The sequence below is a fragment of the Caballeronia sp. INML1 genome, from assembly GCF_023631085.1.
GTDB lineage: Bacteria > Pseudomonadota > Gammaproteobacteria > Burkholderiales > Burkholderiaceae > Caballeronia > Caballeronia turbans.
Genome location: NZ_JALQDT010000058.1, coordinates 23,695 through 44,377, shown reverse-complemented (window position 1 = coordinate 44,377; position 20,683 = coordinate 23,695). Strand labels below are relative to the sequence as shown.

At 60.8% G+C, this 20,683-nt stretch carries 19 protein-coding genes and 4 pseudogenes; 16 read left to right on the top strand and 7 right to left on the bottom strand.

What is annotated here, in order from left to right; translation table 11 throughout:
* Positions 1-23: 23 nt before the first annotated feature.
* Positions 24-869, bottom strand: a complete 846-nt coding sequence (locus NCR38_RS22880) for a sugar phosphate isomerase/epimerase (protein ID WP_061121648.1) — start codon at positions 867-869, stop codon at positions 24-26.
* Positions 870-1,042: 173 nt separating this feature from the next.
* Here NCR38_RS22880 and NCR38_RS22875 point away from each other — a divergent pair, with 173 nt between their 5' ends.
* From NCR38_RS22875 to tnpB, 7 genes are all read left to right on the top strand, one after another.
* A complete protein-coding gene (locus NCR38_RS22875; protein ID WP_250477664.1) occupies positions 1,043-1,801 on the top strand; it encodes an IclR family transcriptional regulator in 759 nt (252 codons plus the stop codon).
* A 593-nt stretch (positions 1,802-2,394) separates the two neighbouring features.
* Positions 2,395-2,679: a hypothetical protein gene (locus tag NCR38_RS22870; RefSeq protein ID WP_086961630.1), complete on the top strand. Its 285-nt coding sequence runs from the start codon at positions 2,395-2,397 to the stop codon at positions 2,677-2,679.
* Positions 2,680-2,953: 274 nt separating this feature from the next.
* Entirely contained in the window at positions 2,954-3,790 is an 837-nt protein-coding gene (locus NCR38_RS22865) for a transporter (RefSeq protein ID WP_250477663.1), read from the top strand.
* Positions 3,791-4,097: 307 nt separating this feature from the next.
* Positions 4,098-4,400, top strand: a complete 303-nt coding sequence (locus NCR38_RS22860) for a hypothetical protein (RefSeq protein ID WP_250477662.1) — start codon at positions 4,098-4,100, stop codon at positions 4,398-4,400.
* A 145-nt stretch (positions 4,401-4,545) separates the two neighbouring features.
* The gene (locus NCR38_RS22855; protein WP_086961628.1) at positions 4,546-5,034 is read left to right on the top strand and encodes a MaoC family dehydratase; all 489 of its coding nucleotides are present in this window, start codon (positions 4,546-4,548) and stop codon (positions 5,032-5,034) included.
* 287 nt (positions 5,035-5,321) lie between these two features.
* Positions 5,322-5,762: an IS66-like element accessory protein TnpA gene (gene tnpA / locus NCR38_RS22850; protein WP_086961626.1), complete on the top strand. Its 441-nt coding sequence runs from the start codon at positions 5,322-5,324 to the stop codon at positions 5,760-5,762.
* The gene (gene tnpB / locus NCR38_RS22845) at positions 5,762-6,115 is read left to right on the top strand and encodes an IS66 family insertion sequence element accessory protein TnpB (RefSeq protein ID WP_061121645.1); all 354 of its coding nucleotides are present in this window, start codon (positions 5,762-5,764) and stop codon (positions 6,113-6,115) included. Before tnpA ends, tnpB begins: the two co-directional genes overlap by 1 nt.
* A gap of 76 nt (positions 6,116-6,191) precedes the next feature.
* Here tnpB and NCR38_RS22840 read toward each other — a convergent pair whose 3' ends face one another.
* On the bottom strand, positions 6,192-6,962 hold the full coding sequence (locus NCR38_RS22840; RefSeq protein ID WP_086961624.1) for a LysR family transcriptional regulator: 771 nt from the start codon (positions 6,960-6,962) through the stop codon (positions 6,192-6,194).
* A gap of 105 nt (positions 6,963-7,067) precedes the next feature.
* On the opposite strand from NCR38_RS22840, the gene NCR38_RS22835 reads away from it, so the two are divergent.
* On the top strand, positions 7,068-8,183 hold the full coding sequence (locus tag NCR38_RS22835) for an NADH:flavin oxidoreductase (protein ID WP_061121644.1): 1,116 nt from the start codon (positions 7,068-7,070) through the stop codon (positions 8,181-8,183).
* Positions 8,184-8,211: 28 nt separating this feature from the next.
* On the opposite strand, the gene NCR38_RS22830 is transcribed toward NCR38_RS22835, so the two are convergent.
* Positions 8,212-9,183 carry an AraC family transcriptional regulator gene (locus NCR38_RS22830; RefSeq protein ID WP_061121659.1) on the bottom strand — a complete coding sequence of 324 codons (972 nt, stop codon included), beginning with the start codon at positions 9,181-9,183 and terminating at the stop codon, positions 8,212-8,214.
* A gap of 119 nt (positions 9,184-9,302) precedes the next feature.
* On the opposite strand from NCR38_RS22830, the gene NCR38_RS22825 reads away from it, so the two are divergent.
* The 5 genes from NCR38_RS22825 to NCR38_RS22805 all read left to right on the top strand — a co-directional run bounded on the left by NCR38_RS22825 (position 9,303) and on the right by NCR38_RS22805 (position 14,760).
* Positions 9,303-9,842 (top strand): carboxymuconolactone decarboxylase family protein, encoded by a 540-nt coding sequence (locus tag NCR38_RS22825; RefSeq protein ID WP_061121643.1) that lies wholly within the window; start codon positions 9,303-9,305, stop codon positions 9,840-9,842.
* A gap of 68 nt (positions 9,843-9,910) precedes the next feature.
* Positions 9,911-11,308 (top strand): mercuric reductase, encoded by a 1,398-nt coding sequence (locus NCR38_RS22820; RefSeq protein WP_061121658.1) that lies wholly within the window; start codon positions 9,911-9,913, stop codon positions 11,306-11,308.
* Positions 11,309-11,509: 201 nt separating this feature from the next.
* Positions 11,510-12,196, top strand: coding sequence for a DUF3667 domain-containing protein (locus NCR38_RS22815; RefSeq protein ID WP_250477661.1), 687 nt, complete (start codon positions 11,510-11,512; stop codon positions 12,194-12,196).
* A gap of 333 nt (positions 12,197-12,529) precedes the next feature.
* Positions 12,530-12,931: a phasin family protein gene (locus tag NCR38_RS22810; RefSeq protein ID WP_061121642.1), complete on the top strand. Its 402-nt coding sequence runs from the start codon at positions 12,530-12,532 to the stop codon at positions 12,929-12,931.
* A gap of 95 nt (positions 12,932-13,026) precedes the next feature.
* Entirely contained in the window at positions 13,027-14,760 is a 1,734-nt protein-coding gene (locus tag NCR38_RS22805; protein ID WP_061121641.1) for an alpha/beta hydrolase, read from the top strand.
* A 27-nt stretch (positions 14,761-14,787) separates the two neighbouring features.
* Here the strand turns inward: NCR38_RS22805 and NCR38_RS22800 are convergent.
* The 3 genes and pseudogenes from NCR38_RS22800 to NCR38_RS22790 all read right to left on the bottom strand — a co-directional run bounded on the left by NCR38_RS22800 (position 14,788) and on the right by NCR38_RS22790 (position 16,626).
* Positions 14,788-15,204 (bottom strand): annotated as a pseudogene (locus tag NCR38_RS22800) (nuclear transport factor 2 family protein).
* Between the two features lie 18 nt (positions 15,205-15,222).
* A pseudogene (locus NCR38_RS22795) lies at positions 15,223-15,820 on the bottom strand (NADPH-dependent F420 reductase).
* 71 nt (positions 15,821-15,891) lie between these two features.
* Complete coding sequence (locus NCR38_RS22790) at positions 15,892-16,626, bottom strand: SDR family NAD(P)-dependent oxidoreductase (protein WP_061121640.1); 735 nt, start codon at positions 16,624-16,626, stop codon at positions 15,892-15,894.
* A 106-nt stretch (positions 16,627-16,732) separates the two neighbouring features.
* On the opposite strand from NCR38_RS22790, the pseudogene NCR38_RS22785 reads away from it, so the two are divergent.
* From NCR38_RS22785 to NCR38_RS22775, 3 genes and pseudogenes are all read left to right on the top strand, one after another.
* Positions 16,733-17,705, top strand: a pseudogene (locus tag NCR38_RS22785) (LysR family transcriptional regulator).
* 123 nt (positions 17,706-17,828) lie between these two features.
* Positions 17,829-18,572 carry a GntR family transcriptional regulator gene (locus NCR38_RS22780; protein ID WP_061121639.1) on the top strand — a complete coding sequence of 248 codons (744 nt, stop codon included), beginning with the start codon at positions 17,829-17,831 and terminating at the stop codon, positions 18,570-18,572.
* A 262-nt stretch (positions 18,573-18,834) separates the two neighbouring features.
* A pseudogene (locus NCR38_RS22775) lies at positions 18,835-20,150 on the top strand (MFS transporter).
* A 325-nt stretch (positions 20,151-20,475) separates the two neighbouring features.
* Here the strand turns inward: NCR38_RS22775 and NCR38_RS22770 are convergent.
* Complete coding sequence (locus tag NCR38_RS22770; protein WP_250477668.1) at positions 20,476-20,613, bottom strand: hypothetical protein; 138 nt, start codon at positions 20,611-20,613, stop codon at positions 20,476-20,478.
* Between the last annotated feature and the right edge of the window lie 70 nt (positions 20,614-20,683).

The following is a 20,683-nucleotide window of genomic DNA, read 5'->3' as shown; positions in this document are numbered from 1 at the left end:
TTTCTGGCGAGCGACGGGCATGCTCAGAGCAGGCTTCGCATGTAGTGAATGCTTTCGGCGATGGCTTGCTCATCGCTCTCGTAAGCGGGATGTAGATAGTCGATTTCCAGCGCGAGCAGTCCTGCGTAACCGTGTTTGCGTAGTTCGGCGAAGGCGCGTGGCATGTCGATAATTCCTCGGCCGACCGGCACGCTCGGCCAGAACGCAAAATCGCGCGGATCGCCACCCTTGGCAGCAATGTCCTTAACGTGGGTCGCCCGGGCGTAGGGCGCGAGCTTTTCAATCGCGACGGCCGGGTCTTCGAGCATGCGCAGGTTATTCGCGGTATCCAGGCACACGCCGAGCCACGGCGAATCGATCGTATCAATCAGCTCCACCAGTTCGTCCGCGAGCATGTCGATGTGATTTTCGATGGCGAGCACGACGCCGTGCCCCTTCGCATGCGCGGCGGCGTCGGTCAGAAGTGGGACGAGCTTTGCCTTGTGGTCGCTCCAGTTGTCGGGGCGGGTGCGGCGGCCGCCGCAGCAGATCCGCATGACCGTCGCGCCCACAGCAGCGGCTATTTCCGTATGGCGCTTCAGGTCGGCAACTTCCTCGGGTGCGTCGCCCGAGCGGAGGCCGGACGGGTGGCCCCATGCCCACGCGGGCTCGAGTCTCAGTTCGTCTAGGTCGGCGCGCAACGTGGCGATTTCTTCGGGCGACGGATTCGGCATGAAGCACGACTCCAGAGAAACACCCGCGACGCCCAGTGCCTTCGCCCGGTCGAGGAAGCCCCGCATAGTTATCCGCGTTCCGGGATCCTGCTCGAGGCCGGCATAGACCTCGCCGAAATAACGGTGATAGCTGTATGAATCGATGGCAAGTTTCACGGGGCAGCCTTCGCGGTTTGTTATTTGGATTACTTTACCAAGTGGATTATCAATCCACATCGAGCGTAAACCCGGATTGTCGTTCCAGATGAATCGCAAAGCCACATGGGTTAAAATTTCGATCCATCGTCATCACGCTTAAGGTGCATATGACCGCAGTCCGAGACCGAGCCTTGGCCATCGTCGAGCTTCTGGCGCACAACGTGCACGGCCTGCCAATGTCAGAAGTGGGCGACCGTCTGGGCATTCCAAGGACGGCCGCGCATCGAGTGCTGGCGGATTTGAAAGAGAGCGGATACGTCAAGCAGGACCCGAACAGCTCGCAATACATGCTGACTGTGAAGCTGGCGTCGCTCGGTTTGAGCTATCTCGCTGCGACCGGCATCACCGACGCCGCGCAGCCCTTGCTCGACGATCTGGCACAAGTGAGCGGAGAACTGGTTCGCCTCGCGGTCGTGGAAGGCGACGATCTGATTTGGGTGGCGAAAGCGCAAGGTGCGCGAACCGGGTTGCGCTATGATCCAGATGCCGGTCTGGAGATTTACCTTCCTGCGACGGCGAACGGGCTTGCGTTTCTCGCGGCCGTCGATGAAGACCGGGCGCTGGCACTCGTGTCGCGTCAAGGAATGGACCGCGCTCGCGAGATGGGCCCAGGCGCGCCGCAGACTTTGCGAGCGTTGATGGAACAAATAGCGCAGACAAAAGCACGCGGCTTTGCCGTCGTCTTCGATGCCTATGAGGCAGGGACCAGCGCGGTTGCGGCTGCAATCCGCATCGACGAAAAAAGCGAGCCGATTGGCACTGTCAGTATTGCCGGGCCGTCCATACGGATGACCCGCGAGCGTATGGACGCCTTCGGGCCTAAGGTTCTGCAATGCGCGGAGGCACTTGCGCTCGCGAGCCGCAGTTCGCCCATGTTTGGCCGTCGGTGAGGAAGCGATCAGCCAGTCATCGTCATGGGCGTGCCTACACATTCCTCGGTGCACCGACGGCACAGGACGCTCCGACGCAAAAACTGTCTGCGATCATCTCCCGGTGTCTGAAGGCATCGCAGGAGCGGTCAGTCGCGAGCGGCCGACATATGGCCGTTGAGGGTCGGTGCTGAAGTTCGAGCTGCGGTTGCACGGCGCGCCAACTGCGATTTCAGCAACCGGCCCCGAGACCTCGCGAAACGAATGCGGCCATCGCCGCACTCAAATTTTGAGTCACGAGACCTTCGTTCCCGAGAGCGACAAATCTCCCACAGACCAGCATTGTCAGCACGATCGCATTGACTGGTGCGGTCGCCGTTGTCGTATCGAACGAACCGTTCGCACCGACTTTCAACACCGCGACTGACCCGTGTCGGCGGAGCTTGCCATGCGAGGATTGCCACTGCGGAACAGTGCGAGCCGATGATGTTCGCAGTCGTGGCTCTACCGTCGTCCCTCCATTCAATTGCCCGGATAACGTTAGCGATGCACTACCATTCAATCACGCACACGCCAAAGCGACGGTCTTGTGCCGAAAATGTCCGGAGACGACGATGAAAATCATGGTGATATTGGCATGTGTAGTCCTCTCTTCTAATGCATTCGCCGAGTGCAGAACAAGTGCCACCGGGCGCACAGTCTGCGATAACGGGCAGAAAGCCGGCGGCTATGACCGCAACACCGGCACCGCCTGGAAGTCTGAGAAGGATTCGGACGGTGTAACCACAACCCAGACGAGCAAGGGCGGAGAAGCGAAGACCAAAAATGGCAAGGGCGTATACAAGAGCCCAAGCGGCAAGACATGCGTTAAGACCGCGAACAATCAGGGATGTAATTAAACAGATATTGCTACTCCTCGACCACCGAGATTTTCTCGGACGTCAAACGCGCGCATCCGGCTCGCGCATCGAGCCTGGTCGCTCCGTACGTCGCTCAGTTTGCAAGCGGGCGCGAGCAACTTATGACAATGCCGGGAGCGTCGATCGACTCGCATTGCGCAGTCCGTGTCGGACGCCCTGCGGATTGCGGTTCGACAAAAAGAAATATTTGGCGCTTCCAGTTCGGTGGGCGGGAATACTGCTTGTGTGGTCCATACTAGCGTCCGCGCAGGAAATGGAGCCGCGCAGCTATTCGGCCGTCCCGGTTGGAACGAACTTCGTGGTGGCGGGCTATGCTCGATCAACCGGCGACGTTTCGCTGGACCCGTCGCTGCCCATCACCGATCTTCAAGCCCGAATCAATACGTACTCACTGGGCTATTCTCACAGCTTTGGCGTCGCGGGACATGTCGCCAGCGCTGCTGTGTTGCTTCCTTATGCCAATGCGAACCTGACGGGGAATGTAGCAGGCGTGCCAGGCCAGGCCTGGCGTTCGGGGCTAGGCGATGTACGGTTCCGGCTTGCCGCGAATCTGCTGGGTGGTCCCGCGCTCACGCCAGAGGAATTTGCCCAGCGTAGCCCGAGCACCATACTGGGCGCCAGCCTGAGCATGGTGGCGCCGACCGGTCAATATCAGCCAGCCCGTATCATTAATGTGGGTTCGAACCGATGGGCGTTTAAACCTGAGCTCGGATTGTCTCAGCCAGTCGGCAACTGGTTTGTAGAAGGCGCCGCTGGGGTGTGGGTGTTCACCGACAATACAGACTTTTTTGGTGGCAAGCGACGAAGTCAGGCTCCGCTGGCCGTGTTCCAATGGCATGGAGGCTACACGTGGCGGCCCGGACTGTGGATTGCCGCAGACATTACGTATCTCACGGGCGGCCGGACAAGCATCAACGGCGCCCAGAACGCGGATCTGCAAAGCAGTACTCGCTATGGGATCACGTTGTCGGTTCCTCTTGCTGCACAATGGTCAACCAAACTCGCATGGTCGCGTGGGTTAACGACACGCATCGGCGGAAATTTCCAGACCATCGCGGTCGCGCTCCAATACCGCTGGTTCAATCGCTGACTGAACGTGGAAACACGTGTGCTCGCCACTATTTCGCGCCACGGCCGGCGGCTTCCCGGCTTGCCGGCGGCAGATCCACCTCGAGCTTGCCTCCGATGTCGATCAGGCGCTGGAAATCAGGGGACGCATGATGATCCGTCCCGGGGCAGCGACAACAGTCAACCGCCTTGTGCGGCAGCAAAAAACTCGTGTGGAGTTCATTTAGATAGGCTTCACGTCCATCTCCGCCGATTGGGCGAACGACACGTCTATTGCGTAGATCGTCGACCCGGCGTGCGCGACGCACTCATGGCTTTGGCTTGTCGAGATGAAACCTTGTCAGATTAGAAGCTCACGCGGTGCTCGCCTGATCAATATTCTGTTGCCGTCGCTGGGGCTTTCGATATTGGGTATCCACCGCGAGTTCTTTTCCTTGCTGGCCGCCTATTCGGAGCTGCTCATTTCATTGCTGGGCTTGTATTGCGCTGGCGCCGTGTTCTTGAACACCTACTTTGGCAGGGTGCTGCTGCCGCTGGGTAAACCTTTTGGTTTCATCCAGAAAGGGGCTGGGGGTCAGCGAAAAGGCGCGTTGCAAGCGGCGGACCTCCTCGACCTTAAAAAGATCGCCTGAGGCGTGACGCTGCTCGACAGTCATCAGCCTCCAGTACCGGCTCGCAGTAGGAGAGTCGTCGGCGCTTGATCGGTTGGAAGCGCCCCACGAGTCATGTCATGAAAGGCGTCGGTTCGCGCCTGACTACCGCTACCACGGAGGAGTTATGAACGAGCTTAACGGCTACGACTACGAAGATTTGAAACCGGGGATGAGCGCTACGTTTGCGAAGACCATCACCGAGGCGGACGTCGTGCTGTTCGCCGCGGTCTCTGGCGATAACAACGCGATGCACATCAAGGAAGAGTTTGCGCAGACCACCCGGTTCAAGGGCAGAATCGCGCACGGCATGTTGACCGCGAGCGTCATCTCAGCGGCCATCGCCGGCAGGTTGCCCGGGCCGGGAACCCTGAGCCAGACCCTTCGCTTTAAGGCGCCGGTGAAGCCCGGCGATACCGTCCACGCCACCGTGACGGTGGTTGCATTGTTGCCTGAGAAGAGGCGCGTGTCACTGACCACCATCTGTCGCGTGCTCAACAAGGTGGTGATTGAAGGGGACGCGGTGGTCATGCCTACCTCGAGGCAAACCGCGAGACCTGAGGGCGGAAGCGATAGCTCAGAAGACCGAACTCTAGCCAATGCCATAGCAGCCTAAGTGGATATCACCCTCCCCCTGGGTGTCAATTCGCGAGACAAAATGAAATATCAGGACACCGCCAAGACGACGCTGCTGCCGATGTCATCAACGAAGTATGAGCGGACCGTGCTTCCGATTGGAGAGGCGCGAACGTTCAGCCGGCACTCGGTCATCCTGTAGTAGGCGGTGCCGGAAGGTGCCATGCTGCTGGTTGTTTGAGAGTAAGCGCTAAAACGAGCACACCTATCTTTGTCGGCTTCTAAGAGCGACGATTGCGTCCGCAACCCACATTGCGGACGCAAGCCATGAGCGACGATGAGTTTGACTTTCTGCCACTTCGAGTCATTCGAGAGTGCTCCAACGGCAAACGACGATACGACCCTGACGGGAAGCGCCGACTGATTGAGGCGTGCTTGCGACCAGGAGCGTCAATCGCTGGGCTCGCACTTAGGGCTCAGGTGAACGCAAACCAGCTTCACAAGTGGATAAGGCTACATGAGAGAGCAAACTCTGCTCGTGCAGCACGAAATACGGTCGAGCCGTCAGCGGCGGCCTTCATCCCGGTCCTAGCTATTGAACAGGGCTCTGCGCCGCCGGCGTCTAGTCACAAGCAATCAGCGACTGCGTCGCGACCAACGGCGCGCCTGTCAGCGCATCTCCCGAACGGGGTAACCGTCGAACTTGAGTGCTCACGGCATGATGCGACACTCGTCGCGGCGTTGATCGCCGCGCTGGGAGAGCATTGATGTTCCGCCTTGATTCCGACCTTCGCGTTTATTTGCATCGCGAACCGATTGACTTTAGGGCGGGAATCAATAGCCTCACGGCGCTGGTCGAGCAGTCGATGCAGCTCGACCCCTTCGCTCGCGCCGTGTTCGCTTTCCATAATCGGAAACGCAACCGCGTCAAGCTGTTGTTATACGAACGCTCGGGCTTCTGGCTGATGTTGAAACGCCTCGAGGCAGACCATTTCGCGTGGCCATCCCGGAAGCAGCCCGTGATCGAGTTGACGACCGAACAACTGCACTGGCTTTTAGACGGCATCGACATCGACGCGGTACGACGTCATCCGGCCCGGCAGTACCATCATACGAGTTGATGCGGCGCGCCTTCTCCAGGCGACGTTCCCGATAGCTGTTACAAATTTCCGTAAACCCATCGAGCGTTGCATTTCGCTACTGTGGGTACCATGGATGAACGCGAATTCTCCCAATTGCCTGTCGGAAGACGTCCCAATACGTCAACTGCGCGAGTCCCAGACCTTGCACGGCAGCGGTTCGCGCCGCTTCGACACTGGTCGTGGTGAAACAAGCATCCACGCGCTTGCGGATCAATGCTCCGTCGACGACAAGCGGCCACCGTCGCACCGCACTCAGTCGGATGCAGGCGTGATTGTCCAGATCGGCAACCGTCGAGGGTCGCCCGTGTTTCTTCAGATAGGCCGGCGCGGCGCAAACGAGGCGAGGATTGGGAGCGATCTTCTTCGCCACCAGCTCGGAGTCCTCCAAGGGCGCAATCCGCAAGGCCACGTCGAGGCCCTGCCCGACGATATCGACCTGACGATCCGAAAGATCGAGGTCGATGCGAAGCTCCGGATTGGCTTCGAGCAAACTCGCAAGCATGGGCAGCACGACCGATTGTCCGAACCCGCTTGGAGCCGTCAGACGAAGCACGCCCGACGCCTTTCCCGGCAACGGGCTAAGCTCGGCGCGCGCGCCGGATTCCGCATCCACCATCGCCGTAGCGAACGGGACGAACGCTTCGCCTTCGGCAGTCAGCGTGAGCGACCGGGTCGTGCGATGAAAAAGACGCACGCCGAGATCTTCTTCCAGCGCGGCGATGCGTCGCGACACCTGCATGGGAACGACGTCGAGCTGGCGCGCCGCAGCGGAAAGACTGCCCGCCGACGCGACGGCGAGGAAGGTTTGAACGTCTGGAAGGAACATGGTTTATATCCGATAAAGTTACGGCGGCTTCACCATTCGATGTCTGTTTTCCTGCCCTCCCAACGCCTAGGATGAAGTCACTTTCCTTCCTTGACGAGACGCGAAATGAACGACTTCACCTCGCAGATCCTTTCCCCGTACGACGGCAACGGCATTGCGGTGCGCAACCGCATCGCAGTCGCCCCGATGACGCGCATCACGGCTACCGAATACGGCCATCCGACACAGACGATGTTCGACTACTACGGTCGGTTCGCGAAAGGCGGCTTCGGTCTTGTAACGACAGAAGGTATCTATACCGACAAGGCGTTTTCGCAAGGATACCGTTTTCAGCCTGGCCTGGCCGATGACGAACAGGCGCGCGCATGGGCAGCCTTCAATCGCGACATGCACGCACATGGCGCAAGCGTGTTCGCGCAACTGATTCACGCAGGCGCGCTGAGTCAGGGCAATGTTTATCGCAAGCACACGGTGGCGCCATCGGCCGTTCGGCCCAAAGGCGAACAGATGGCGTTCTATTACGGCGATGGACCGTATCCCGAGCCCAGACAGATGACGGATGCCGAGATCGATGAAGCGATCAGCGGCTTCGTGCAGGCGGCACAGCGCGCGGTGAATATCGGGCGATTCAGCGGTGTGGAAATTCACGGCGCGAACGGCTATCTGCTCGACCAGTTTCTGGGCGCACAAACGAATCTCAGAAACGACCGTTGGGGTGGCAGCACGAGAGCGCGAGTACAACTGCTCGTCGATGTCATGAAGTTGGTGCGGCTCGGCGTCGGCGATGCAGTGCCGGTCGGCATCCGCATCTCACAGGGCAAGGTCAACGACTTCGCGTCGAAGTGGCCCGGCCGCGAGGCGGACGCCGAAGTGATCTTCGGCACGCTCGCCGACGCAGGCGTGAACTTCATCCACGTGACCGAGCACGAAGCGTGGCAGCCCGCATTCGAAGGCACACGCGACAGCCTCATCGCGCTAGCGCGTCGCTGCGCGCCGAACGCGACGATCATCGCGAACGGCGGCTTGCATACGGCCGAGCGTATCGCCGGTGCGCTCGGGTCCGGCGCGGACATCGTGACGGTCGGACGCGGCGCGCTCGCCAATCCCGATCTGCCGATGATGCTCGCGAGCGGGCGCGAACCGAGGCAGTTCAATAGCTCGATACTGCAACCCATCGCCAGCATCAAGGACGACGAGTTGGCGATGCAGTTCTCCGCCTGAACGCGGTTGTAAGCGCGGGCGCGTATCCTCAGTCTTCGACACGCGCCTGCTGCGTGTCCACATTCGAGCGCCGCCAGTGCGCCGGCGTCATGTCGAAGTGCTGACTGAACGCGCGCCTGAAGGCCGCCACGGATTGATAGCCGACGGTCTCGGCCACCACTTCGGTCGATACGCCTGGCCTCTTCAACTCATTTGCCGCCAGCGCCATTCGGATGCTGGTCAGCAGATCGATGGGTGAACGTCCCACCTTGTTCTGAAAATGACGGATCAATGTTGCGCGCGACATGCTGCATAGACTCGCCAGTTCCGGCAGGGTCCAGTCGCGCGCCGGCTCGTTGAAGATCGCGGCGAGCGCCGGCGACAGACGCGAATGTCCCGCGACCGTCAGCAGACCGGCGGGCGCTTCGTCGGACTCTGCGCTCGCACGCAACGCCAGCGCGAAAAGCGCCGCCGACAGCGCGTTCATCATCGCGTAGCCGCCGAGATTGTCGGCGATCGATTCCGTGCGCATCAACGCGACGAGACCATTCAATTGTTCCAGCGCCGCGCCCTGTCCGCTGCCCTTCGCTGTCGACGTACGGACGACGAGCCGCGCCGGCAGATATGCACGAACGAAGCGGTCATGCGGCGGCGCCAGGACGATCCGTCCGCACAGCATGTCCAGACGCTCGCCGGCGCCCTTGTTTTCGCTGATGATCAGGTTCAGCGCCGCGCGTTGCCGGGCAGGTTTCGGCCGCGCCCCGCTGCCATCGCGAAGCGTATGCGCCGAACCGTGCGTGAGCATCACGATGTCCCCGGCGCGCAGATGTTGCGGCCTGCCGCCGCCGGGCGTCTCCAGCACGGCCGATCCGCCGAGAACCATGTGGTACGGCATCTCGCCCGCGTCTGAATCGGCGTAAATGACTTCCCACGGCGCGCCGTACGAACAACGAAGTTCGAGCTGGCCGCGCACGGTCATCATGCCGAGCAGGCGGCTCAGCCAATCGATCGACATCGACATGCTTACCTCGAATGAAACGATGAGACTTTTGAGCATGATATTGAGAATTTAGCGACTCAACAAGCTCATCCGGCGACCCTAAAGTGGAGGCTCCCAACCACCGCCGAATGAGGTCCACCATGAGTCGCATCTCCATTCCCGCCGTCGCCAACGCTACGGGCGACACCGCCGACGTCTACGCACGCGTTCGCAAGATTGCGGGCGGCAGCGTGCCGAATCTGTTCGCGGCGCTCGGCCATCTCGCGCCCGCGACGCTGAACGCCGCGCTCGACGCCGAAGGCGCGCTGGCCGCCAGCAGCCTGAGCAAGCAGGATCTGGAAACCATCAAGCTGCTCATCAGCGAGCAGACGGGTTGCGACTACTGCGTAGCCGCGCACGTGATGCTCGGCAAGATGACCGGTCTGACGCCGGAAGCGCTCAGGCAGATTCGCGCCGGCCAGCTGACCGGTGATCTCAAGCGCGATGCGCTGATCCGCTTCGTGCGGCTTTTGCAGACGACGCGCGGCACGATCGGCGCTGACGAACTCGCCGCCATCCGCGCGGCAGGTTATCGCGATTCGCAACTGGCGGAGATATCGCTGGCGATTGCCATGACGATCTTCACCAACACGTTCAACCGCATCAACGACACCGACGTCGATTTTCCGCCCGTCGAGTAATGCAGACACTCGCGAGCGGATTCGTCCGCTCCACATCGATTCATCCGTTAGCTGATTGGGAGAAGGTCATGTCTCAGATCGAACAGTTCGATACGTTGATTCTAGGTAGTGGTCAGGGCGGCAAGCTTCTGGCGTGGCATCTGGCGCGCTCGGGGCAGCGCGTCGCCGTGGTCGAGCGGCAGTGGGTAGGCGGCTCGTGTCCCGCCGTCGCGTGTCTGCCGAGCAAGAATGAAATCTGGAGTGCGCGCGTGGCGCATCTGACGCGGCATGCCGCCAATTTCGGCGTAGCGACGGGACCCGTCGCCGTGGATATGGCGAAGGTTCGCGATCGCAAGCGCGGCATGGTCGAACGGGAAGCCGCGTTTCACGTACAGGCGTATGCATCGAGCCGCGCCGAGCTGATCATGGGCGTCGGACGGTTCGTCGGACCGAAGACCATCGAGGTGCAGCTCAATGACGGCGGCACCCGCACGCTCGGCGGCGATCAGGTGGTGGTCAACGTCGGCACGCATGCCGCGATTCCGGATGTGCCAGGCCTGGCGTCGGCCGATCCGTTGACGCACATCGGCGCGCTGGATCTCGATCGCGCGCCATCGCATCTGATCGTGATGGGCGGCGGCTATATCGGCGTCGAGATGGCGCAGGCGTATCGGCGCTTCGGCAGCCGCGTGACGATCATCGAGCGCGGTGCACGACTGATGTCCCGCGAAGACGCGGACATCGGCGACGAAATGCTGCGCATACTTCGCGCGGAAGAGATCGACGTCGTGCTGGACGCGCAGACGATCCGCGTCGAGGGGCACTCGGGCACGCAGGTGCGCGTCGTCGTGCGCACGCCTTCGGGCGAGCAGACCATCGAGGGCAGCGACATTCTGGTCGCAGCCGGGCGCATTCCGAACACCGCCGATATCGGCCTGGAGCGTGCAGGCATCGAGTTGGACGAGCGCGGCTATATCCGCGTGAACGATCGGTTGCAAACGTCGGCGCGCGATGTGTGGGCGATCGGCGAGGTCGCGGGAAGCCCGCAATTCACGCATGTTTCCGTCGATGACTTCCGGATCGTGCGCGACAACATGGCGGGCGGACACCGCAGCACCGGCGATCGGCTGATTCCATACACGCTGTTCACCGATCCGCCGCTCGCGCGCGTCGGCCTGAGCGAAACCGATGCGCGGCGCGAGGGCATCGCCGCGCGCGTCGCGACGCTACCGATGAGCAGTGTGCTGCGAACCGAAGCGACCGACGAAACGCAGGGCTTCATGAAGGTGCTCGTCGGCGCGGAAGACGACCGCATTCTCGGCTTCACGATGATCGGCTCGGAAGCGGGAGAAGTGCTGGCCGCGGTGCAGACGGCGATGATCGCAGAACTTCCGTATCCGAAGCTCCGAGATGCCGTGATTTCCCATTTGACGATTGCAGAAGGTCTCGGGCCATTGCTGTCCAGGTTGCCTGAGCGCGCCGTGTAGTAGTGGCACGCGGTAGCTCGGGAGTCCGAGCTACCGCGCCCGTGCGGAGCCGTTCGTCGTCTAGACTGCTTCTATGGCGCAGAGCCCGTGGCACCCACTTGACGGGTGAGATTCGTCGCTGCATCGCGCAGATGATACGGTCGCAGGGCTCACAATCGACTCTGTTAGTCCATGTGTACGAGCGGTCCAACGGAGGACGTCATGTCTGCGACCGAACCCTGGATATGTCCGACGTGCGCAAATCGCGTCACCACACCGTTCTGCCCGATGTGCGGCGAGAGCCCGCTCCGGCCTTCCGACCTTACCCTGCGCGGGATCGGAGCGAAGGTCCTGCACGCGGTAACGACCATCGACGGGCGCCTGCTCCGCACGATCTGGATTTTGCTGCGTCATCCCGGCGAGCTGACGGTCGCGCATTTGAACGGAAAGCGGATGCCTTATGTGCCGCCGTTCCAACTGTTTCTCAGCGCCAACGCGTTTTTCTTCGCGATGCAGTCGCTGACCGACACCCAGGTCTTCGGCTCGACGCTGCAGTCCCATCTTTATCTTCAGGACCGGAGTCCGCTCGCGCGGTCGCTGGTGGCCGAACGCGTCGCGAAACTACGGACGGACCTGCCTCAGTACACGTCCATTTTCGATCGTGCGGCCGTGCTCAATGCCAAGTCACTCATTATTCTCATGGTGATTCCGTTCACGCTGTTGTTGTGGACGACCTTCCTCCGCGCGCGCAAGCCATTCGTCACATTGTCTTTTTCTCGCTCCATCTCTATGCGTTCTTGCTGTTGCTGTTCTCGCTCGCGCTCGGCGTCGCGGCCATCGAGGTCCGTCTCGGCGGCCTCGGACTCGGTTCACCCGTCGTCGACAACCTTCTTTCGATCATCAATCTGAGCCTCTGTGGCGGTTATGTGTTCCTGGCGTTGTTGCCAGTCTTCGGCTCTCACGGTGTGACAAGGCTCGTTAAAGCGGCAACTTTGGCGCTGACGGCTGGCCTCATCGTTCTAGGCTACCGATTCGCAATCTTTCTAATCACGCTATACACGGCGTAATCACGGAACATCTTGTGCAAAGCACGGAGCACGCTGCGCCCGGACGGCGTAAAGTGATGTCCGCGAGGCCTGGGTCTCGACGGCGCCACCAAGCCGGCGAACCGCACGAGCGTTCCGCGAATCCAGCATCGCGATCCGAGCCCTCCGCATCACACAAACAACCCAGGAGACAGTCATGGCTGACCCAAAGAATCCCTTCGAAGATCTGACCAGGATGCTCGAACAGTTCAAGGTGCCCGGCGTCGACATGTCGGCACTGGTCGAATCGCGCAAGAAGGACATCGAGGCTATCGTCGAAGCGAACAAGACCGCGTACGAGTCCATGCACCAACTCGCCCGGAAGCAGACCGACATGCTCACGCGCGCGATGCAGGACATTCAGGAAGCGGCGAAAACCGGCATCAGCGATCCGGGCAAGCAAAACGAATTCGTACGCAATGCCTGCGTGAAAGCGCTCGAAGACATCAAGGATCTCGCGGAAATCGCACGCAAGTCGCAGGCCGACACGATGGCGAACATCACGCAGCGCGCCAACGAACACGTAGACGAAATAAAGAAGATGCTGCAGCGAAAATAGCGCGGTTTCGTCCAGTCGGAATGCTGCACTTCGGCGCGCCCTGTCTGATGACAAGGCGCGCGGCGTGCTTTTGACGATGACCCCAGGGAGACAACATGGCCTCGCCGTTCAACATGCCGGAAGAGTTCGTCCGGGGGTTTTTCAAATCCGGGCAGACGCTGCTGGAAGCCTATATGGGCGTGGCCGGCAACACGACCGACGCGCGTTCGGAGTCCGGTAGGACATTGCCCGCGCTGGCGCTCGCGCAGGCTCAGGCGCATTACTGGCAGCAGCAGATGGCGCTCTATGCGGGCATGATGGCGAGCGCGACCGGCCAGAAGCCAGAGCCCGCCATTCAGCCAGAGCGCGGCGACCGCCGCTTCAAGTCGGATTCCTGGCACGACAATCCGTGGTACAGCCTCCTCAAGCAGACTTATCTGCTCAATTCGAAGCTGCTCAACGATATGGTCGAAGCCGCGGATATCAACGCGAAGGAGAAGCACAAGCTGCGTTTCTACGCGCGCCAGTTCATCGACTCGATGAGTCCGGTCAATTTCGCTGTCACCAATCCGGAGGCGATGCAAACCGCGATCGAGACGCAGGGCAAGAGCATGCGCACGGGGTTCGCGAACCTGCTCGAAGACCTCAGGCGCGGACGCATATCCATCACGGATGAAAGCGCCTTTGAAGTCGGGCGCAATGTGGCGGTCTCGAAGGGATCGGTGGTATTCGAGAACGAACTGTTTCAACTGATCCAGTACGCGCCGCTCACGGAGAAGGTTGCCGAGCGGCCGCTCGTCATCGTGCCGCCATGCATCAACAAGTTCTATATCCTCGACCTGCAGCCGGCGAATTCGTTCGTGCGCTTCGCGTGCGAACAGGGGCAGACTGTGTTCCTCGTGTCGTGGCGAAACCCCGACAGGGACCTGGGCCACATCACCTGGGACGACTACATCGAGAGCGGTGCGATCAAAGCGATCGAAGTGGGCCAGGCGATCAGCCGCGCCGACAAGGTCAATGCGGTCGGCTGGTGCGTCGGCGGAACGATTCTGTCGTCGGCGCTGGCGGTACTGCGCGCGCGCGGCGAAGATCCGGTCGCGAGCCTCACGCTGCTCACGACGATGCTCGATTTCAGCGATCCCGGCGACCTGGGCGTATTCATCGACGAGGCGGGCGTCACGCAGCGCGAGCAGACCATCGGGCGCGGCGGCATTTATTCGGGCGGCGAACTGGGCTTCGTGTTCCAGACGCTGCGTGCGAACGACCTGATCTGGCCGTATGTCGTCGACAACTACCTCAAGGGCGGCGCGCCGCAGGCGTTCGACCTGCTCTACTGGAATGCCGACGGCACCAACCTGCCCGGGCCGATGTACGCCTGGTATCTGCGCAACATGTATCTCGAGAACAATCTTTGCCAGCCGGGGCGGCTCACCATGTGCGGCACGCCGGTGGATCTCGCGCGCATCGACATGCCGAGCTATATCTTCGGGACGCAGGAGGATCACATCGTTCCGTGGAAGGGCGCGTACCAGTCGACGCGTCTCCTGGGCGGCGAGACGCAGTTCGTGCTCGGCGCGAGCGGACATATCGCGGGCGTGATCAATCCTGCATCGAGGAACAAGCGCTCCTACTGGATCGACGGCAAGCTCGGCGACGAACCAGAAGCGTGGCTCGAATCGGCCACTTCGCAGCCGGGAAGCTGGTGGACGCACTGGAGCAAGTGGCTGCAAACGTACGCGGGCGAGCAGGTCGCCGCGCCGAAGAAACTGGGCAGCGCGAAGTTCGCGCCGATCGAGCCCGCGCCGGGACGTTATGTTGCGAAGCATCCACCGGAGGCAACGGTCGCCTGAGCATTCATGACCATGCCGAAAGCCGGGTCAGGATCCAGGGGTCGCGTCCGTCTCGCTGGCCCGCGCCAGGGCTTGCGTATCGATATATTCCCGGATGTTCGCGAGCTTGCCATTTCTAACGGTAATGGCGAAGACCCAATCGTCCTTGAACGTCTTATTCGTCGCTTTGATTTTGCCCGTAGCGACGCCGATGACCAGAACCCGGTCTCCCTACGCGACGAATTCGGGGGGCGCCAGGTATGTCATTTCCACCTCGTTCGAAGCCTTCTGAAGCACTTTCGCCAATCCCGCGTGCCCGCGGTGCGTGCCAGCCAGCGGCCAGTCCTCGCCCGGAATGATCCACTCGATATCTTCGGCAGCCAACGCCAGCAGACCTTGCTCGTCGCCGCGACCGATTGCTGCAAAAAAATCCTTCACGATCCGGACATTCTCTCCAGTGCTCATCGAGTTCTCTCCATTTCATCAGTCGAACTTGACCAGGTCCTTGAAGATCAGTTGACCCCAGCTGTTTCCGCGCCCCTGCACGAGCAGTCCACCTTCCGAAAGTCCGCCAAGTTCGATCGGCGAGAAACCGAGATCTTCCGCAAGCGCTCCAATCTCCGCTGCGGCGCCGTCATTGTCGCTCGCCAGGAACACGACTCGCTTCCCACCATGTACGGACGGGTCTTACGCGAGGACCGCGGCGGCCAGATGATTGAAGCCCTGACCAGCCTTCCGCCAGCGAAAGCCTGCGCGACGAACCTGGACGAAGCTTGTCCTCCCAGTTCCTCGGGGGACACGCCGTATGCATTGGTCACATCGACGATGGTCTTCCCGTGCCAGCTCGGCAACGCCTTCGTGACATCCTGGTGCGACTCGAAACGTCAGCCAAGAAGACAATGTCCGCCTCGACCGCTTCAGCCAGTTTCGTTGGAACGATCGTGGGTCCGATTGCGGCGGCAGCGGAGGCAAAGCTTTCCGGGTCGCGAGTGGTCGCGACGCATACTTCGATGCCGCTTCGGGCAAACGCCTTGGCAAGCGCCTGGCCAATCTTGCCGAAACCAATAATTGCGTAGCTCATTTAATCTCCTTGGTTTGCAACGCCCTGCGAGCCGCGAGTATCGAATGGAGTGACCGGCAGGGCGCAGCGCGTCAGAGTTGCGCAAGGCCGCCGTCGACGGCGACCTCGCTGGCGGTCATGAAGCTGCTGTCCGGCGACGCGAGAAAGGCGGCCACCGCTCCGATCTCTGCCGGATCGGCCATCCGCTGGAGCGGCGTCATCGCGGCGAAAGCCTTCTGGCCTTCCTCGCCCAGCGCCTCCTTCGCGAGTTCGGTGGCCGTCGCCCCGGGCGACAGCACATTTACGCGGATGCCGGTGCCCTTCAGGTCCTCCGCCCAGGTCCGAGCGAGGTTGCGCACTGCGGCCTTGCTCGCGCTATAGGCGCTCATTCCCGGGGCGCCCGTGGTGCCGGCGCTCGATCCGGTCAGGATGATCGAACCGCCCTCGCCCATTAGCGGCAGCGCCTGTTGGACCGTGAAGATCGAACCCTTCACATTGGTGTCGAACGTTTCGTCAATGTGCCCGGCGGTGATCTCGCCTAGCCGAAGCTGGCTTCCCGCCCCGGCATTGGCGAAGACGATGTCGAGGGTTCCGCGCTCGGCCTTCACCGCCGCATAGAGTCGATCGAGGTCGGCCGGATCCGAGACCGAGCCCTTCACCGCGCGGGCATTGGGCCCAAGGTCAGCCAAAGCGGCGTCGAGCGCGTCCTGCCGGCGGCCGAAGATGAAGACGAAGGCGCCTTCCTCGATGAAGCGCTTTGCCGTGGCGCGGCCGATGCCGGTGGCGCCGCCGGTGATCACAGCGGTCTTTCCATTCAGTCTGTTCATGTCGTGCTTCCTTCGAAACAAAAGTGACAAACACCATTCTGAGACTCTTGTTTCATGAAGCCAATTGACTGAATATCTATAAATGCCATCTACTTTTTAGATATCTGTGCTCGACAACGTCACCATCAATCAGCTTCGGGCCTTCGTCGCCGTGTGCGACCAGGGAAGCTTTTCCGGGGCTGCACGGGAACTGAGGCGTGCACAGTCGGCGATCAGTCACGCGATCAACGCGCTCGAGAGCGCCTTTGATGTGGTGCCGTTCGAGCGCAATACTCGGAAAGCGACGCTCTCGGCCGCGGGCCGCAGCCTCTTGCCCGATGCTCGCGGGGTGATCTCACGCACCGAGGAAATGAAGATGCGCGCGGCGTCGATCGCCGAGGCCGGGGTCCCATAGGTCTCGATAGCCGTGGATACCTATTTTGCGCGTGCGCATTTGATCGAATGCCTGCGTACCCTGCAGGCCGACTTTCCAACGGTTGCAATCAATCTGCGCATGACGACGATGCAAGGCGGCGAGCGTCTGGTTCTCGAAGGCACGTGCGCGTTGGCAGTGACGATCACCGACGTGCCGGAGTTGAGCCCAGGCACCATAGAAAGGCAGCATTTATGTGAGGCGCGAATGGTGACCGTCTGCGCGCCATCGCATCCGCTAGCCGCAACCGCGGGGCCCATCCCGCGGGAGGAATTTGGCCGGCACATCCAGCTCGTCGTAACCGACAATCAGCCCGATGCAGAAAAGACACAACAGGGCCAGCGAACGCCAATGGCGAGTGAATGACCTCGGCGCGAAACACGATCTGCTAAAGGGAAGCTTGTGCTGGGGGCACATGCCGCATCACATCGTCGCGGAAGACCTCGTGAATGGAAGCCTTGTCGAACTTCAACGGCGCGCATGGCACATGCGCCCCCTCACCTTCGTGGTCTCGCAGCGGCGCGGGTACTCGTTTTCCGAATGCGAGACACGGCTGGTCGAGCTCCTTGGCGATCCTCGGCGCTTGCCGAAAGATGCCAGCCAGCGCTCCGTCTCCCCCAAAACCAAAAAAGCCCGAAGGCCTGCGACGCGCAAGCGACGGTCTTAAACCCCGAAACCAGCGAATCGTGCGTTGGATGGCACGGACTTGTCCTGATCCGTCGGGGGATTAACCCGCAGAGATTGCTGTGATCCACACGGAGAGCTAGAGTTGTGGTTAACTATATGAATCATGAACACGGCCTCCTTCCACGCTAATGCCGACCTACGGCTTCCGCGCTATCAGCTGATCCGCGACGACCTCGTGCGTCGAATCGCCAATGGGGAATGGACGCCCGAGCAGGCGCTACCGACCGAGGCCGACCTTTGCGAGGCCTATGTCGTCTCGATCGGTACGCTACGGAAAGCCATCGAATTGCTCGTAGCAGAAGGCGTCGTCACGCGCACGCAAGGGAAAGGAACATTTGTGCGTCGACCGCGGTTCGATTCATCCCTCTTTCGCTTCTTTCGGTTCAAATCGGCGGAAGGCCAAGCAGTCCAGCCGATCGGCAGAGTTTTGAAGCGTGAGATCGTGAAGCCGAACAAGGCGATTCGCGATGCGCTCCAAATGGAGCCGACCGAAAAGAGCATTCACCTGTCCCGAGTGCGTCTCATCGATTCGAAACCGGTTCTCCGCGAGGAAATCTGGCTCTCCCGACCCCGCTTCGATGCGTTGGCGACACTTCCGCTCGACGATTTCGGGAACCTCATGTACCCCCTCTACGAGCGGGCTTGCCGGCAGATAGTGGCATCGGCTACTGAAACCCTGACCGTCGAACAGGCCAATCAAGAGGATGCGGCGACACTTCACGTTGACGTCGGCAGCCCCGTTATTATGGTCAATCGAGTGGCGCTGGACTTCGCCGGAACACCGATTGAATGGCGCACAACGCGAGGCGCCGCGACAGGGTTCCAATATCAAGTAGAAATCCGGTAACCCTCCCTCTCTAGCCCGCCCGTGCGCGGACTCCTTGACAGACAACTTTCTCCCGGCTTTACGCGCAACCCGCGCGTGCCTTTTTGCGCCCCGACCGACTTATGTTCGCGCTCCGGCTGCTCCCTGCATCGTTCGGGTAACACCTCATAGTTCGCCCGTGTCATCCAGAGATATAAAGATATATATGTTTATATCTTGTGTCGGATGCCACTGCCCGTCTCCACGAGGGACCGGTGTCGCAGGCGACATTTCTGGGGGGTACATGGATTCGATTCCGATTTCTGAACAGCATGTGATGAGAAAAATGGCGTGGCGACTCATGCCGCTGCTCATCGTGATGTTCCTCATCGCGTTCATCGACCGGCAAAATGTCGGATTCGCAAAGCTTGAAATGGTGCAAGCATTGGGGATGACCGAGGCGGCCTACGGTTTTGGCGCATCACTGTTTTTCATCGGTTATCTGCTGTTCGAAGTGCCGAGCACTTTGGCGCTCCACCGCTTTGGAGCGCGTACATGGCTGGCGCGAATCATGATTACGTGGGGCATCATCACTGTCTTGCTCGCCTTTACGAAGTCGCTGCCCCTGTTTTACTTTTACAGGTTCGCGCTCGGAGTAGCTGAGGCAGGCTTCTATCCTGGCGTGATCTACTACCTCACGCAATGGTTCCCGCAGAGCTATCGAACGCGCGTGCTTGGGTTCTTCACCCTGGGTAGCGCACTGGCAAACATGCTGGGGTCGCTTGTCGGTGGCCTGCTGCTTTCGCTCGGCGGCACGTGGGATTTGCAGGGCTGGCAGTGGGTGTTCATCGCAACCGGCATTCCGGCCATCCTCATCGCCTTTGTCGCGCTGAAGTATCTTCCGAACTCGGTTCAAGTCGCGCCATTCCTCTCGCAGGCGGAGAAGGAAATTGTACTGGCGGCTTTTCAAAGGGAGGCGCCTACCGAGGCGAAGGCGTCGCATCCCTGGGCTGCATTCATCGACCCCAAGGTTCTCATGTTCGCTGCAACCTACATGCTGATGTCGACGTCACTCTATGGAGTGACCTACTGGATGCCTACACTGGTGAAAAGCTATGGCGTCTCGTCGACGGTCAACGGACTGCTCAACATGATTCCGTGGGCACTGGCAGCCTTGCTCCTGCTGTGGCTGCCGGGCAAGCTCAAACGAGAGCGCGTTGTCCTCCGAGCGATGACCGTCGTTGCGGGCGTTGGAGTCGTTTGCTTCGCCTCGAGCCTGATATTGCCAACCGTTTCCCTTCGCTTCATTGCACTGTGCCTCGGCGGGGCGTGTATTCCTTTGCTGTATCCGTGCTTCTGGCGCTTCCGCCGCGCTTCTTCTCGGGTGCTCGAGCCGCAGCGAGTGTTGCGGCCATCAACTGCATCGGAAATCTCGGAGGTTCCTTCGGTCAAAACCTCATGCCCTATGTCGGCAAGATCAGCGAGAGCCACACTGCGCCGATGCTTGTTCCTACCGCATGTCTTTTAGTGCTCGCGATCGGAACAGCCATCGCACGGTCGGTCGGCGCACGGCGGCAGGCAGCAGTGATCACCGCGCACGCGGACCTGAGTCAACCGTAGAGCTCTTTCGGTCTAGATCAGTGACGCATCTTGACCAGGCCGACACACCGAAGCGGCTCGTTTCGACCAGCCGCACGAGCCGCGCGACGATCTCGTGTACGGTTGTCCCCGGTCCGAAGATCTCTGCCACGCCCATGTTCCGTAGAGAAAGCGCGTCTTTATCGGGGTTGCGCGTGGCATATCTCATGGCGTCTACGCTGCGGCAGACGCAGCGGATCGCGGGCGCATAGGTGCCAGTTCGATTGCTATCCTTGCAATACACGATCTTTGACTTCGCTGGGTGCATCGTCAGGCCTACTCCCATCTTCGGTACAGCACCGCAGGCTCACGCCTGCGTTCGTGACACACAAAAGAACGACTGCTTTCGCCCCGTGGCCTCTGCCAGCACCCGCAACCGCTGTTCGATGACGGGGTCGATGCGCACCGCCACCACCCGCAACTTGTTCTCTGCTGATCTTCTCATCTGTTCGCTCCTGTCAGCCGACGACGCGGCTAGCGCGCTTTTCGATCGTAGACCACCACCCGTCCGCGCC